The organism is Chitinophaga chungangae (assembly GCF_017742215.1).
Taxonomy (GTDB): Bacteria; Bacteroidota; Bacteroidia; order Chitinophagales; family Chitinophagaceae; genus Chitinophaga; species Chitinophaga chungangae.
This window is the reverse complement of the sequence record NZ_JAGHKP010000003.1, coordinates 1,273,472-1,288,293: the sequence shown is the minus strand read 5'-3', so window position 1 is coordinate 1,288,293 and position 14,822 is coordinate 1,273,472. Positions and strand designations below refer to the sequence as shown.

14 protein-coding genes and 1 tRNA gene are annotated in these 14,822 nt (G+C 45.6%); 9 read left to right on the top strand and 6 right to left on the bottom strand.

Annotation, left to right across the window (positions count from 1 at the left end; all coding sequences use genetic code 11):
* Positions 1-28 precede the first annotated feature (28 nt).
* The 3 genes from J7I43_RS19585 to J7I43_RS25065 all read left to right on the top strand — a co-directional run bounded on the left by J7I43_RS19585 (position 29) and on the right by J7I43_RS25065 (position 1,848).
* Positions 29-355 carry an ArsR/SmtB family transcription factor gene (locus tag J7I43_RS19585; RefSeq protein WP_209147552.1) on the top strand — a complete coding sequence of 109 codons (327 nt, stop codon included), beginning with the start codon at positions 29-31 and terminating at the stop codon, positions 353-355.
* A complete protein-coding gene (locus J7I43_RS19580; RefSeq protein WP_209147551.1) occupies positions 352-855 on the top strand; it encodes an SRPBCC family protein in 504 nt (167 codons plus the stop codon). Before J7I43_RS19585 ends, J7I43_RS19580 begins: the two co-directional genes overlap by 4 nt.
* Positions 856-1,647: 792 nt before the next feature.
* Positions 1,648-1,848, top strand: coding sequence for a restriction endonuclease (locus J7I43_RS25065; RefSeq protein WP_209147589.1), 201 nt, complete (start codon positions 1,648-1,650; stop codon positions 1,846-1,848).
* 122 nt (positions 1,849-1,970) lie between these two features.
* Here J7I43_RS25065 and J7I43_RS19570 read toward each other — a convergent pair whose 3' ends face one another.
* The 3 genes from J7I43_RS19570 to J7I43_RS19560 form a co-directional block, all read right to left on the bottom strand.
* On the bottom strand, positions 1,971-2,306 hold the full coding sequence (locus J7I43_RS19570; protein WP_209147550.1) for a YegP family protein: 336 nt from the start codon (positions 2,304-2,306) through the stop codon (positions 1,971-1,973).
* 74 nt (positions 2,307-2,380) lie between these two features.
* A complete protein-coding gene (locus tag J7I43_RS19565) occupies positions 2,381-3,151 on the bottom strand; it encodes a PIN domain-containing protein (protein ID WP_209147549.1) in 771 nt (256 codons plus the stop codon).
* 195 nt (positions 3,152-3,346) lie between these two features.
* Complete coding sequence (locus J7I43_RS19560; protein WP_209147548.1) at positions 3,347-3,562, bottom strand: hypothetical protein; 216 nt, start codon at positions 3,560-3,562, stop codon at positions 3,347-3,349.
* Positions 3,563-3,702: 140 nt separating this feature from the next.
* Here J7I43_RS19560 and J7I43_RS19555 point away from each other — a divergent pair, with 140 nt between their 5' ends.
* A complete protein-coding gene (locus tag J7I43_RS19555; protein WP_209147547.1) occupies positions 3,703-3,915 on the top strand; it encodes a hypothetical protein in 213 nt (70 codons plus the stop codon).
* Between the two features lie 670 nt (positions 3,916-4,585).
* Here the strand turns inward: J7I43_RS19555 and J7I43_RS19550 are convergent.
* The 3 genes from J7I43_RS19550 to J7I43_RS19540 all read right to left on the bottom strand — a co-directional run bounded on the left by J7I43_RS19550 (position 4,586) and on the right by J7I43_RS19540 (position 8,608).
* Positions 4,586-6,838, bottom strand: coding sequence for an AAA family ATPase (locus J7I43_RS19550; protein ID WP_209147546.1), 2,253 nt, complete (start codon positions 6,836-6,838; stop codon positions 4,586-4,588).
* 580 nt (positions 6,839-7,418) lie between these two features.
* Positions 7,419-7,491: transfer RNA gene (locus J7I43_RS19545), tRNA-Lys, on the bottom strand.
* Positions 7,492-7,588: 97 nt separating this feature from the next.
* Positions 7,589-8,608, bottom strand: coding sequence for an alpha/beta fold hydrolase (locus J7I43_RS19540; protein WP_209147545.1), 1,020 nt, complete (start codon positions 8,606-8,608; stop codon positions 7,589-7,591).
* A 47-nt stretch (positions 8,609-8,655) separates the two neighbouring features.
* Between J7I43_RS19540 and J7I43_RS19535 the strand changes: the two genes are divergently transcribed.
* The 5 genes from J7I43_RS19535 to xrtN all read left to right on the top strand — a co-directional run bounded on the left by J7I43_RS19535 (position 8,656) and on the right by xrtN (position 14,822).
* Complete coding sequence (locus J7I43_RS19535; RefSeq protein ID WP_209147544.1) at positions 8,656-9,180, top strand: GNAT family N-acetyltransferase; 525 nt, start codon at positions 8,656-8,658, stop codon at positions 9,178-9,180.
* Between the two features lie 5 nt (positions 9,181-9,185).
* Complete coding sequence (locus J7I43_RS19530) at positions 9,186-9,389, top strand: hypothetical protein (RefSeq protein ID WP_209147543.1); 204 nt, start codon at positions 9,186-9,188, stop codon at positions 9,387-9,389.
* A gap of 130 nt (positions 9,390-9,519) precedes the next feature.
* Complete coding sequence (locus J7I43_RS19525) at positions 9,520-10,890, top strand: alpha-L-fucosidase (RefSeq protein ID WP_209147542.1); 1,371 nt, start codon at positions 9,520-9,522, stop codon at positions 10,888-10,890.
* Positions 10,891-11,004: 114 nt separating this feature from the next.
* Entirely contained in the window at positions 11,005-13,515 is a 2,511-nt protein-coding gene (locus J7I43_RS19520; RefSeq protein WP_209147541.1) for an XrtN system VIT domain-containing protein, read from the top strand.
* Positions 13,494-14,822 (top strand): exosortase N, encoded by a 1,329-nt coding sequence (xrtN, locus tag J7I43_RS19515; RefSeq protein ID WP_209147540.1) that lies wholly within the window; start codon positions 13,494-13,496, stop codon positions 14,820-14,822. The genes J7I43_RS19520 and xrtN overlap by 22 nt, the downstream gene beginning before the upstream one ends.

Below are 14,822 nucleotides of genomic sequence, written 5' to 3'. Positions count from 1 at the left end.
GCAATCACATGGTTGCAATTAATTCAAGATGGAAATAAGAAGGGATATTTTTCAGGCTATTGCCGACCCGACCAGGCGGGCGATCATTGCCTTGCTTGCTTTGCAGGCGATGACGCCTAATGCCCTTGCCGAACATTTTAATACCAGCAGGCAGGCCGTATCGAAACATATAAAAATATTGACGGAGTGCGAACTGGTAGAACAGGAACAACAAGGCAGGGAAATTTACTACTCGCTCCAAATTCAGAAAATGAAGGAGATCGATAAATGGTTAGACCAATTCAGAAAGATTTGGGAAACTCAATTCAATCAGCTCGACCAGGTATTGGCAACATTAAAAAAACAAAAAAAATGACAAAGAATCTGCTTTTCGATTTTACCGTAGACAAGGCGGCCAAGACGGTATTCATCACCAGGGAATTTGACGCCGGCCTTCCGCTGGTATGGGATGCTTTTACCAAACCGGAAATTCTCGACCAATGGGTTGCGCCTAAACCCTGGACCGCAAGAACCAAACACATGAATTTTGAAGTGGGCGGACGCAGGTTTTATGCGATGGTAAGCCCGGAAGGGGTGGAACGCTGGGCGATCCAGGAATACAGGTCCATTACGCCCAAGACCCATTTCAAAATGTTCAACGTTTTTTCGGACAAAGATGAAAACCCTGAGATGCCAGGTTCTGATTGGGAGTTTAGTTTTAGCGAGGAGGGGGGCATAACAAAAGTGAACATTACCATTTATAACGAATCGCTTGCCCGTTTGGAAAAGATGATCGAAATGGGCTTCAAGGAAGGATATGCTGCATCGATGCAGAACCTCGAAGCGGTGTTGGGGGCTTTGTCGGGGCGAAAGTAGAAAGAAACGATATATGCGGGGTTGCGCCGCTTCAGAATAACAAGAAAGCTGTCTTAAAAGTAAATGAGGCAGCTTTTTTTGTTTTTAGTTTTGGGGATGGAGTTATTTTTGATATGACCTCATCAGATTTCGCGGTGATCATTCCCGCTGGGACTATATTAAAGCCTTTATTACCGTGTGTTTCCGGGCACTTTTGGAGTGGTGTAACCTTTTTTGTTACCTCGCTGGAATGCCTTATTTCATTGGGGTTTGCAAAGAACTGATTGAGAGTCAAAGGTACGGAAGTTCGGAACACGAAATAGTATAAAGGGTATCAAAATATATCCACAACGCTTTAAATCTCGCGAAGACTTGTCTCTAATCGGGCTTCCAATGAAATAGAAAATGGCTTCATATTTGAGTGTTGACCTGAAAAAATTCAAAGATTCTGAAGCAGAAAACATACATGGTTATTTAATCTCCAAGTTGAATATTTTAGCATATGTTAATAATATAACTTAATTTGACAGATATTTCCATGTTTAAAACATCTTCCTAAAGCCTAAATAAATCAAATTTATTTTCCCTCTTTATGGAACAGTACCCGCGAAAATATCCATATCAACCTTGCTAAACATGTAGTGTTCAACAGTGTAGTCAACTTGCCCACTACGAGGTCGCTCTTTATGATTTTTTTGAAGATCCAGAAATATTTTACCAACAAGACTTCACCTGTCCTTTTTTTATGTGAGGAGCATATGAAAATTAACGAAGAAAAAGCGAAAGGTGAGAGGCGTCCCAGAGGAATAGTTTATTATCCATTCACAAATCAAAGAACTCGTCCGAGGGCTCTATGGTGTAAAAATTGCTGAAAGATATAATAAGGCCGTTTTAGTGACAACCTCTACATTTACAAAAGGTGCGATAGATTTTGTAAAACCATTAAAACTCGAACTAGACTTAAAAGATTTCAACAATGTAGCAGAATGGTGTAAAACATACGGTATGAAGTGAAATATCTCAATTTAGAAATAACTGCTATAAATGGTATTGCCAATGACTGTATAGATAAAATAGGCAGGATTAAATCAAACAGCCAGTTGTTTAATGAAAACTCATGCTATGCCTATAATAAATTAACTAGTACTACTATCTTCAATTGTGGCATCAGGAGCATGTGCTACTACTGCATCAATTCCGCGATCCCTCCCTACAACACTTTCATACATTTCACTGGTTCCGATTACCATTCCATTAGATGATTTTAAATTAAAATATAACTTCCCATTTGATGAAATTACTTTTTCAAACCTATTAGCAATTGTTGCATTCAATTTTACGGCATTAATGCCATTTAAGACACCCGCTTTTGAAGAATATCCCTCACTAACAAGGATTATTTCTCCATTGCTTGCAATTAATTTGAATCTATACTCCCCATTTCTACTAGATGTAATTACAAATTTTCCCATTTCTCAGAATTATAACAAAAGTAAATATATATCTATACTAAAGCAAGCCACTTTGCCAATTTAATGAGAATAAATTAAATATCACCCTCTTCATCCTTTACTGTTCGCTTCCAAAACTCACTATAATGGGATTTTTCTATAGATTCAATTAATTTTTCCTCCGCTTTTTCCAACTCCACTGTAGGCCGAATGCCTACAGATTTTAATGCATCGGTTATTTTTTCCGTCACTCCTTTAAGTTCACGGCCAGTGCGTTTATGAAAATCTTTTTTCAGGAAACTAAAATTGTCATTAAATGTATTATCCCTGCCGACAATTATAATATCCTCATCTAAATACTTAAGTATAATTTCCCAATTTATCTCGTCGCCGATGGAATACTTGTCTGGCGTTGTTGGCGGATTTCCAATTAGCTTTCTTGTATGAGCATTTCTAATTATATCATCATCAGTATATAAAATCCTATCTTTAGCTATAGATTTATTTACTAATTCTTTAAAAAAAACTGCGATCTTGTCTTTCGTTGGATCTTCTAAAATCTTAGTAATTAAATTATTTACTTCATCTCTTTTAGCTTTATATGATTTCTGTATTTCTATAAGTTCTTTAAATTCATCCATATCATTTAACAATGAGCTGGAAAAATTATCAAGTTTCGACTCCTGCTCAAAGCTTTTTAATACTGCCCTAATTACCTTCTCTCGACTCCTTTCGAATTCCTGGATTATTTGATCCGTCAATATAATGACTTCATCTTGTGCAATTAATTCAGTTAAGAGAATTATCCCTTCTTTATTTGACCGGTAAAAATCAAGATAAATGTTTGTATCAATCAGTATCTTCATTGAGAAATAAAAATAAGTTAACGCAATTCTCAAATATAGCAAATTGCTAAGCAAATATGGAAATTCATTCATCCTAAATTTTACTTGGATGATTATTAAGTGATAAATATTTAACCTCCCTATTTGGCCAGGTAAATAAACTACTTAGTAGTTTCTAAATAGTCCCATATTGCACGACCAGCATTGCCTTGCTGGTTACCTTTTTAGGAAACCACGTACTTCTTCTTCACTCAGGCCAGTATACTGGCAAAATTCAGCAATTGAAATAAATTGCCCGACCTTTTTGCCCAGGGATTTACGGATTTTCTGAAGCAATAACCGCGCGGTTCTTTCACTGCGCCCGGTGATATTCTGTATATCCCGCGCAAAAATTACCATGCGGCTTGGTATTATTTTCTGCATAATCGGCATGTTCGGAATGAGAATTTTTCTGTGATGAAATGCCGGTGTAGTTTGGTGTTGTAAAGCAATTTACGGCATCACGCGCAGATGTAAAAGCCTAATGGGCATGGCTATGCAAATTGCCCCATTCTTAACTAAAATCGTATATCATGGCAAGACAAACAGGGCTCATCAAGCTGAAAGGCAGCATCGGCAACGTTACGTTTTACACGACCGTGGCCGGAGATCTGGCCCGTCAGAAAGGTGGTGTTGATGCGGAACGCATTGCCACAGATCCCGCCTTCCAGCGCACCCGCGAGAACGGTTCGGAATTTGGCCGGGCGGGACTGGCTGCTCAATTTTTGCCCGCTTTTCCTTCTTAAATAGTAAGTCGAGTTCATTTTTTAGGCCCTTTTGGCTTACACCGAAGATTTTAAGCAGCAGGTTTGCGGACTTATCGCTAGGGGTCAAATAATTGATTTCCGCACATTTATCTAAAATATAGTAGAACAATACAAGCCCCCGCGTGGAAAGCTGTTTCTGTTTGCACTTTTCGGCCCAAATCCGCTGATCACCCTCGAATTCCGCTATCACCGTTTCCAGTTTCGGGAGAAAATCACCGGTAAAAGCCTGACGGTACAAAAGCACATATAAAGGCAAGTAAAGTACAATACCGACGACTATTACAATTAAGAGATAAGTTAAACTAAAGCTAGCCAGAACGACCATGAGTACAACTCCACAAATTGCTACCAAAGCTGCATAATGACACAAAGCCCAAAACCAAAAGTCATTTATTAATTTTCGCCGGGTCGCAGCTATCGACCAACTTTCAAAATGCTCTTGATGTTTTTCATGAGATCGACGAAAGTGCAAGGTTAAGTAATTGTAATTAGATGACTGCTCAAATAAAATGGAATGATTTCAATCGATGAAAAGGAAGTAGGCTCATATCTCATTGATTTCTATCAAGATACTTAAAATCCATTTAGCCTCAGAGTAATATAATGTTTGTCTGTAAATTATTCAAGCAAATCGATAATGACGGAAACATCAAGACCCAACATTTGCAAGGGCTTGCTTAGCTAACTCTTCTTTAGTTTCATCATTATCCTCTTCCATTAGTTCATTCTTTTCTCTCGATGGCTCAATTTTCATCATCATACAATAATGCCGTTCATGTCCGAGTTTAACAAAAATCCTTTTAAATACTAAAAGATATTTTTCAATTGATTCTACATCATTTGAAAGAATCATGTCTTCGTATACAGAATGTGAGCCGTCATTAATCCAAGATAAAAGTGTTTTACACACCAGTAAATCTTCTCCGTCGAACTTATGTATCACTTCTTCGTAGTTAATTCCCCCAATGACTTGAAAATAGTACTCTAATATCCTTCGAAGCGTGTTGAATATTGTAATCGGATTTACAGTTTTGGGAGACTCCAATTCTTTCCATAGAAGCTGATATGCAGTTGAAATTGGATTAGCTTCATACATGGCAATTCGACTACAATTTTCCAACTTTCTGATTAACCAATATGACTCGTTTTTGGTATTATTCTTTCCTGACCCTAAATATGTTATCTCTTTATAAAAGTAGACATTGTGAGTAAGTACAAAAATTTGCTTAATTGTAGACTTTTGACTTTTTATTTCCCTAACTACTGATTTCACCAAATTGCTTACCACAAATAATGTACTGCTATCTAAACTGGAAACCGGATCATCAATTACAACAATCCTATCTGTGTTTATCCCATTACTTTCAAAGTTCCCTTTAATTAAGTGAAAGAAATAAAGAAACGTAAGAAAATTGTATTCACCTTCGCTTAACGTCTCCTTTCCCGCACTACCATCTTCTCTTTCAATTTTATAGTACCCATTATTTTCTGATTCCGCGACGTGAAACCCCGTAAACCCAAATGAAGTAAGTATTTTGTTTATTTCTGTCACTGAATGACTTATACTCGTAATTTGCGATTCCTTATAATGTAATTCAATAGTTAAGTCTTTCCTCTTCTGTTTCAATTCAACCAGTCGTAACTGTTGCTTTGAATTTGCTTTTTCAAAAATATCGCGGGCCTTAAAATAAACATCCAATTCATTAGAAAGCAATCCACGTGTAAAGCTCCAAACCTCTAGTACCAAATTCTCCTTTGCCTTTATTAAATTATTTAGTAGATCATTATTTTCCTTTATCGCTTTGTTTGACATATTAATAAAATCATCAATTTCATTTAAGACTGAACTTAAGGAATCCAAAAAAACTTGCTGGCTGGGATTATTAAATTTATTCCTTAAACTGGCAATATTTTTTTCCATCTGTTCTTTCGCAAGCGCGATCTTGCTTGTTACAGCTTCATAGTTCAAAAATGAAACATTTGAGCTAAGTATTGAATCGAATTGCCCTTTTAAAATATCTGATTGCTTCACGTATTCTTTACCAATATTGGTTATCTCTTCTAATGAATCTCTGAAATCTTCATTAAAGAAATCCTGCAAATTTTTGATAATATCGGAATTAAGGTCTTGTTGACAAAACGGGCAGATATCATCATTCGGTACGTAATCTAACCCTTTCTTTACCCAATCACTATTCCCTAAAAAATTAATGAGCTTACCAAAAGGAATATCCTCCTTACCTACAACCCTACGTGTCAGAATATCCTTTTGGGATAAGTTGAGTAAGGTTGTGTAGTCCAGATTCGGCAGGTAATTGAATATCGAAAGTGCGGAATTATATAGCTTTTCGCATTTTTCAATCAAAATTTTCTCATCTATTTGAGATGTTGGTGGATTTATCGAAATTAGTTTGTCAAAGAAGGTCTTTTTGCCGCCATTGAAACCAGTAAATGCAGTCTTGAAGTACTTATCATATTGCGTTTTTTTTCTCCAAGCTTGACCCTGCGCTGTTTCATATGCTTCTTGGAGGTTACTTTCGCTCTTTTTTATACTTTTTTCAACCGCACCAATATCATCCTCAACGTTTGTCAAATCGGATTTTAAACTCTTAATGGCATCTTGAACTTCTTTTGAATTTTTGCCTAATGTAAAGATTCCCTTAACCTCACTGCTCTGACTAAAATTTTCATTTACGAAATCTTTATTATAGACCAACCTCTCTATCGGCCTTTTAGTGTATTCAATTCGGCAGCTACTCCAACGTGTGTGATCTGCAATTACTTTGGCAAGAGTTGTCTTTCCCGATCCGTTTGCGCCAAAAATGTAATTGACCATAGTTGGCGAAACAATACATTCTTCAGTATAGGTAGCGACATTATTAAGTGAAAGGCTTTTTATCATTTGCTCTTCGAACTTTTACATGATTGACGTAATCATAAAATGGAATCAATGGATTAAAGTAATGGAAGATTGCTTTTGTTATAGTTAATAATTTGTTAATATGAATTAAATTAACTCACATCTGAGAAAATTGATCTCAAAATAATTTGAGGAGTTGACGGGAAGCGAGATTCTAATTTTGGATTGAAAAAGTTAACCTCCGTAAAGATCATTGAAAACAAAAGGGAACTCGACTAAAAACAGAAAACCCGCGCCAAGCGCGGGTCTTTGAAAAATCGTGCGAACCGGACGTTACCGCTTCCATAAGATTCCTAGGAGATTTCCAAATTGTCTATTTATTTTACTTAGCTGCATTTCGCTTATTCTGGCAAAACGTAAAATATAATAGATGGTTAAGCAGTATAAACTAATTATCTATTTCAAAACGAGTTGCCTTGACTTTTATTCTTTAACTTCATAAAGACAGATCAATCTTCATAAGGTTCCGTAAAATAAGAATAACCGAAACCAGTTTTATAGAGCAAATTATAGAGTAAAAACACAAAGACCCGCGCTACGCGCAGGTCTTGCAAATTTCCAGTGATCCCGCTGGGACTCGAACCCAGGGCCCATACATTAAAAGTGTATTGCTCTACCAACTGAGCTACGGAATCATCCCCGTTTCGTTTTGGGATTGCAAAGATAGGAATTAATTTTTTCGATCCAAATATTCTTCATCTTTTTTGGAAGATAAATTTCGCAACCCCTTATTTACTTGCGTTTTACGTTGAATGCAACGATCTCCTGGATCAGCCGCGCGCGGCCTTTTTCCGGCCGGTCCAGCTGTACGTTGTGAGAGCCATCGGGGAGGGTGATGAACAGCTTTTTGGGCGCGTTCTCCAGGCGTAATTGCAGCGCCAGCAGGTCCTGTGGGCGGCTCCAGTTGTCGTGCGCCCCGCGGATGTACAATACCGGCACCCTGATCTCCTTGGCATGCCACTGGCCGCGGCCTTGCGCGGTGTAGAACGCTTCCGCGCGGTAACCGCCCGGCACGCTCAGGATGCTGTCTTCATAAAAACCGACGGCGGTTTTGGCATACAGCTCGGCAATGGCGGGGTCGCGCCACAACGACTTATCTTCAACGGGAATGGATTTATCCCAGTTGTCCAGCAGCTGCTGTTTACCGGCCCTGCGCAATACAGGCGTGGAGGCATAATCGAACTGCGAAGTATCCAGCGGACTGCGGAAGGGGATGGTGTAAGCCCAGGGCGCTTTTTCGTTATACAAACTGTTGAGCATCATCAGCGAGCTTACGCGGTTGGGGTAAATGCAGGCGTAATAACCCATCCACTGGCCGCCGGTGGCCCAACCGAACAGCGCTACCTGTTTGGCTTTTGTTCTTTCACGGATAAAATCCACCACGGCGTCGATGTCGTGCGACACTTCGATGCTCGATGCGGCGATCATCCAACGTTTGAGGGTATCGTAATCGGGGCGGGTAGAAGTTTCCCATCCGCGGGCGTCCATGATAAAAACATGCTGGCCTTCTTTGGCGAGGTCTTCCGCGAGGGAACCGCCGGCTATCGGCAGGTCGAACGAGGCGATGCCGCCGCCTCCGCCGCCGTGCAGCAGCAGGATGGGAGGCCTTTTGCTGCGTTTGCGCGTTTTGATCTCGCGTACGAAGATCTGTACGCCGGGATCGCTGGCTATCCTGAAATCTTCACGATGGATCGTTTGCGCATTGGCAATTTCGGTAACGAATATGGGTAATACGAGCAAGGTTTTCCACATAATTTTCCAGGAGGTTCCGTTGCAAAAATAGCATAAATTACGGTCATATGACGGAACCATCTGTAATACGCGCGCAGGAAGCGGACCTGCCGGCGCTTGCGATGCTGGAAGCGCGCACTTTCCGCGAAACTTTTTCCGATGTGTACAACGCGCAGGACCTCGAGGAATTTCTTTCCACGAAAAAAAACCTGCCCGCCATCACGGCGGAATGGAGCAGCCCCGGTACACAGTATTTTATCCTCCGGCACGAAGGGCAGGAGGCGGGTTTCATCAAACTCAACCTTCACCGCCAGCCGGACAACGGCACACTGCTGCCCGAACCGGTCATGGAACTGGAGAAAATTTATGTGCTGGGCGCTTATTTCGGGAAAGGACTGGGAAAAATACTGATGGAACACGCCATTGCCGTTGCAAGGGAAAATTTCGTACGTACGATCTGGTTAGGCGTATGGGAACACAATCTCCGCGCGCTGGCATTCTATAAAAAAGAAGGCTTTTCTCAATTCGGAGAGCACCAGTTCAGCGTTGGTCGTCAAACCGACCGCGACCTGCTGCTGGCGAAGGTATTATGATGGATTTGGATCATTTCTGCGGCACTTTGATCGACGACTATGAAAGCGCCGCTATTCTTACAAGAGAAAAATTATCAATAGGAATAATTGTGGTGGGAGATGTCATGAACCGCAAACCGGAAGAAGAAGCGTTCCCGGTATTGGAAAAGCTGGCCGCGCTCTTTGTGCTGGCTTACAGTATGAATACCGGTATTCACTTCTATTTTTAGCCCTATTTCCCGCAGAAAAGCTTCATTATGCTAAAAAAATACCGTTATTGGCGAAAAACCTCGCACCAGCTCCGCCCGTTTTATGCGAACTTGCTTTCATTGCAAACGTTTGCATTTTAAAATAAATTCCATGAGAAAAATAGCCTGTCTGCTGGCGGTGATCCTCGCCGCACAATCGTTATCCGCACAAACATCCAACGACGAAAGAATGAAATGGTGGAGGGAAGCCCGCTTCGGCATGTTCATCCACTGGGGCGTTTACGCCGTGCCCGCCGGCACCTACAAAGGTTACCCCATGGCGCGCGGCGGCGGCGAATGGATCATGAACCGCAGCAAAATACCCGTGGCCGAATACCAGGGGTACGCCAAACAGTTCAACCCGGTTAAATACAACGCCGAAGAATGGGTGAAAATGGCGAAAGACGCGGGCATGAAATATATCGTGATCACCGCCAAACACCACGACGGGTTCGCGCTGTTCAATTCCAAAGCCAGTAAATGGGACATCACCGACGCTACGCCATACGGTAAAGATCTGCTCAAACCGCTGGCCGAAGCCTGCAAAAAACACGGCATCAAGCTCGGGTTCTATTATTCCCAGGCGCAGGACTGGAACAACCCCGGCGGTTCCGCCGCACGCAAAGACATGCGCGAAGGCTGGCCCAATCCCGATTCCGCTAAAATAGACGCCTATACCAAAGCGCATCACGGCCATTGGGACCCGGCGCAGGAAACCAAAACCTTCGACCAGTACATCAACGACGTAGCCGTGCCGCAGGTAAAGGAACTGCTCACCAATTACGGCGAAGTGGCCGTGCTTTGGTGGGACACGCCGACCAACATGACCGACGACGCAGCCCAAAAACTGCAGGCCCCGCTGGCATTGCAGCCTCACATCATTACCAACGACCGCCTCAAACGCCCCAATTTCCCCGGCGATTACAAAACGCCCGAACAGAAAATACCCAACCTCAGCGAGCTCGACGGCCGCGACTGGGAAACCTGCATGACAATGAACGGCACCTGGGGCTTCAAAAGCTACGACCATAAATGGAAATCCGTGGAAACGCTGGTGCGTAACCTGGTAGACATTGCGTCCAAAGGCGGCAACTACCTGCTGAACGTAGGCCCCACCGCCGAAGGCGAGTTCCCCGAAGAAAGTATCAAAAGCCTGAAAGGCATAGGGGAGTGGATGAAAGTGAACGGCGAAGCCGTGTACGGCACCAAAGGCAGCCCGCTAAAACCGCAAAGCTGGGGCCGCATCACCCGCAAACAACACGGCAACAACACCATTCTGTATCTTTCCGTATTCGAATGGCCGGCCAACGGCTCGCTGGAAGTAACAGGACTGAACAAACCCGTGAAAAGCGCCGTGGTAATAGGTTCCAAAGCTTCCGTGAAATCCGGCAACGGTGGCGGCAACGCCATATTCACGCTGCCCGCCAAAGGCACGAACGATATTGCAACCGTAATAAAAGTAGAGGTGGAAGGAATTTTATAATTCCTTTGTTTTATCCGGAAATTTAATTTTACTTTGTGTTGCAAAGTGAAAAGTCGGGGAGCGGGTCCCCTTCTTTTTTACTTGTTTACTTTGAAACACAAAGTGCTTTTAAATATGGAACTACGCCGTAAACTCACCGATCCCAGGTACCTTTTTTACCTCGTTACGCTGATCCTCAGCCTGATTCTCCTGTTTATCGGGCAAACCTTCATGCCGGGCAACACGGAAAACAGCCTCATTTTCGCTTTTGCTCATTTTATCCCGGCTGTAGGGGCGCTTGTAGGCCTGATATGGGTAAAGAAAGACGAACGGAAGGATTATTCCGTGATCGTATGGCTGCTTTTTTTCGTCAGCTGCTACGCGCTCAACCGTTATGCGAACGTGTTTAACGCCACCACGCCATGGTTTGCCGTGTACCTCGTTATTACTTCCGCCAGCCTGCTGATGTTCCGTTATACCGATCATCTGCCGCAATGGGCGCGTACCATCACCGGCATGCTGGCCGGGCTTGCGCTGATCGCTTATATCTATCTCTCGCTTTTCCTGTTTCCCCTGTACCCCATGAGCGTTATTGCGTTGATCGCGCTCGGTCTTTCCATCCATACGTTCGTGCCGCTTATTCTTTGTTTGGTAGTAGGCTGGAACCTCAGCCGGCGCCGCCTCTGGAAAAGCGGGCTTTCTGGCATGGGGCTCGGCCTGGCCGCCATCATTATCTTCAGTATGCTGTACAATCTCCAGCTCAGTAAACTGACGCACATCTACAACCGCCAGCAGGTGAGGGGCAACGGCCGCCTCCCGGCCTGGATCGAAGCCGCGCGGCAGTTGAAGGGAGGGTTTGTGATGGAAAGGGTGTTAAAAACAGGCATCGTGTATCGCGAAGCAACCGGTTCACTGTCTGACATACTGGGGGAGTTTTCTTTCCGCGGTATAGGAAATTTTAACTGGGAAAACGAAACGGAACATGATCCCCTGGTGGTGATCGCTTCCATGTTTTTTCCCGGCAGGCCTGCGCTTCCGGCAGAACGCATCAAAATACTGGAAGCCATGTACGATAAACGGCACCAGGGCGAAGAACGTCTTTGGTCGGGCAATTCGTTGCATACCAGTTATGTTAGCACGCAGGTGAAGATCTGGCCGGAACTGCACCTGGCCTATACCGAAAAAGCATTGACGGTTACGAACAGCGAACGCTGGGGCATGCAGGAAGCGATCTACACATTCCAGCTGCCGGAAGGCGGGGTGGTCACCTCGCTGTCTTTGTGGATAGACGGGAAGGAAGAAAAAGGTATCCTGACCGCCAAAGGACTGGCAGACACCGCTTACCGCACCATCGTAGGCCGCGAAAGACGCGATCCGTCCCTGGTTCGCTGGCAGGAAGGAAACCGTGTATCCGTGCGCGTATTTCCCGTGAACGGCGGAGAAACCCGCATGTTCCGCATCGGCGTAACCGCGCCGCTCAGCGTGGAGAACGGCCGCCTGCAATACGACAACATCACTTTCCAGGGCCCGCCGCTGCGGTTTACGACGGAAGACGCTTCGATTGAGCTGGCCGGCAAAAGCGAGGGTTTTACGCCGCCCGCGGGCTTCCGGCGCAGCGGCGCAGGCTGGGAACGCGAAGGCCGTTACCGCAAAGACTGGCACCTGCAAATGAACAATACGCCCATCAGGCCCAATACATTTTCCTTCAACGGCAATTCGTACAGCATACGCCCTTACAAACTGCAACGCAAGCCCGTACGCACAGACGTTATTTACCTCGACGTAAACGCCGCCTGGAGCCGCTCCGAGTTCGATGAAACGCTGAAACTAACCGGCAAACGACGCGTAATGGTTTCCCTGAACGACCAGCTCACGGACGTGCGGGACGATAATAAAGACGACCTTTTCTACGCACTGCACTGCCAACGTTTCAGTCTTTTCCCGGTGCAGGACATCATCGATCCGGAACATGCATTGGTCGTCACCAAAAACCTCCCGTTTTCACCTTCCCTGCGGGATTTGGAAGATTCACGTTTCAGGAAGGAGCTGGATACCTGGCTCGCAGATTCTTCCCTGCCGAAAATAAGATTGATGAACCTCGGCGCCGCCGGATTGCCGCCTTACCTGAAAACGCTGAAAGAATCGCGCGTGTTCCGATACGAACAGGGCGGCCTGCTGCAGCTCGCCGTACTGCTGTCTACCAACACTTTCGCGGAAGACGCAGAAACGGCAGACCGCGTGGTGATAGACCAGGCGCAGGCCGTAGTGGAAAGAACGCTCGCTGATAGCACTGCCGCGCAAAACGCAGTTCGGGCGCCCGACCACCTCATGCGCATCTTCGCCTACAACCACATCGTGAGCCGCAAAGGCAAAGGGCTTATCACCTCCTCCGGCACGGAAGAAGCGCTGGTGAACGTGGCGAAAGAAGCTTACGTCGTGTCTCCCGTGAGCAGCCTCATCGTGCTCGAAACACAAAATGATTACGACCGTTTCGGCATCAAAGACGAAGGCAACAGCCTGAAAAACGCATCGCTCAAATCAAAAGGCGCCGTTCCCGAACCGCACGAATGGGCGCTGATCGTGATCGTCCTTTTATCTCTTACCTGGTTTATCTATCAACGCAAATGGAAACCTGCAAACGCGTAATCCCCGCCATTCTGATTACCGGCGTGTACCTGGGCATCGTGCTGTACGCCCTGCCCGGGTATCTCGTTTTCGATTCCGCGGGTTTCCTGCTGGGGCTGCTGGCCGTTCCTTTGGTAACGGTCAGCGATCCGCTCCGGCGCCGCAGCCTGCGGTTTTATTACGCCGCCCTGATCATGTGCCTGCTGGCATGGATCATTCCCGCGAAAACCATTTTTTATGCCGCGATCGTGTTGTCGCTGTGTTTCGTGGCGGACGGCGCGCTGGGCCGCATCAATGGTCTGCCCGTGCTGGTGTTGCTCCTGATGTCGCCGCTGTTTACATACATCACCAATATTTTCACCTTTCCCATCCGCCTGGGGCTCACGCAAGCGGCGGGCAAGATATTGCAGATTGGCGGCGCAGCCGTGACGGTGGAAGGCAATTCCATCCTGCTGGGCAATGGCAGCTTTTCGGTAGATGCCGCCTGCATGGGCCTGAGCATGATGCTGACCTCGCTGCTTTGCGGCATCATGCTGCTGGGCCACAGTCAGCGTACGGCAAAACTTTACCTGCGCCTGCCGGCGATCGTATTGCTGCTGGTTTTTATTTTTGTGATGAACGTGGCCGCGAACCTCTTCCGCATCATCCTGCTGGTGCAGTTCAACATTCCGCCGGGCACCCCGATGCACGATATGACGGGCATTCTTTGCCTGCTGGTCTACGTGATCGCGCCGCTGCTGTGGGTATGCCCCTGGCTGGTACGGCGGTTTGGCCGGCCGCGAAGCGGGCGCGCACCGGAACAAAAACTTCACCTGTTCATGCTCGTGCAGGCGCATGTTTGCCTGGCCGCCTGCGTGGCACTGGCCGCATACAAGATCACCAGGCCCCTGGAAACGCCAACCTCCGCAAACGCCGCCGTGAGCGGCTATACCGCTACCGCCATGCGTGACCACGTAATGAAACTGGAAAACGCCGCCGCGCTGATCTACGTCAAATCCATCCCCGATTTTTATTATACAGACCATCACCCCACCATCTGCTGGCAGGGTAGCGGTTACGCCGTCAAACAGGTGCGCGAGGCCCGAATGGCGGGCCGTATCGTGTTCACCGGCCGGTTGGTAAAAGGGGAGGAGCAACTCTACACCGCCTGGTGGTACGATAACGGGAACGTACAAACGATCTCGCAGTTTTCGTGGCGCTGGGAAGCGCTGTCGAAAAGAAACCGTTTTGCCGTGGTGAACGTGACCGCCGCCGATGGCAAAACCCTGGAAAAGGAAGTGGAGCGCCTGCTGGAAACGGGCGCCGTGAAAAAATGCATCGCGTTGTGA

Bases quoted from the DNA above. Each gene is read 5' to 3' on its own strand.
- J7I43_RS19585 (WP_209147552.1), top strand. From the start codon at position 29: ATGGAAATAAGAAGGGATATTTTTCAGGCTATTGCCGACCCGACCAGG.
- J7I43_RS19580 (WP_209147551.1), top strand. From the start codon at position 352: ATGACAAAGAATCTGCTTTTCGATTTTACCGTAGACAAGGCGGCCAAG.
- J7I43_RS19570 (WP_209147550.1), bottom strand. From the start codon at position 2,306: ATGGGAAAATTTGTAATTACATCTAGTAGAAATGGGGAGTATAGATTC.
- J7I43_RS19565 (WP_209147549.1), bottom strand. From the start codon at position 3,151: ATGAAGATACTGATTGATACAAACATTTATCTTGATTTTTACCGGTCA.
- J7I43_RS19560 (WP_209147548.1), bottom strand. From the start codon at position 3,562: ATGCCGATTATGCAGAAAATAATACCAAGCCGCATGGTAATTTTTGCG.
- J7I43_RS19555 (WP_209147547.1), top strand. From the start codon at position 3,703: ATGGCAAGACAAACAGGGCTCATCAAGCTGAAAGGCAGCATCGGCAAC.
- J7I43_RS19550 (WP_209147546.1), bottom strand. From the start codon at position 6,838: ATGATAAAAAGCCTTTCACTTAATAATGTCGCTACCTATACTGAAGAA.
- J7I43_RS19540 (WP_209147545.1), bottom strand. From the start codon at position 8,608: ATGTGGAAAACCTTGCTCGTATTACCCATATTCGTTACCGAAATTGCC.
- J7I43_RS19535 (WP_209147544.1), top strand. From the start codon at position 8,656: ATGACGGAACCATCTGTAATACGCGCGCAGGAAGCGGACCTGCCGGCG.
- J7I43_RS19525 (WP_209147542.1), top strand. From the start codon at position 9,520: ATGAGAAAAATAGCCTGTCTGCTGGCGGTGATCCTCGCCGCACAATCG.
- J7I43_RS19520 (WP_209147541.1), top strand. From the start codon at position 11,005: ATGGAACTACGCCGTAAACTCACCGATCCCAGGTACCTTTTTTACCTC.
- xrtN (WP_209147540.1), top strand. From the start codon at position 13,494: ATGGAAACCTGCAAACGCGTAATCCCCGCCATTCTGATTACCGGCGTG.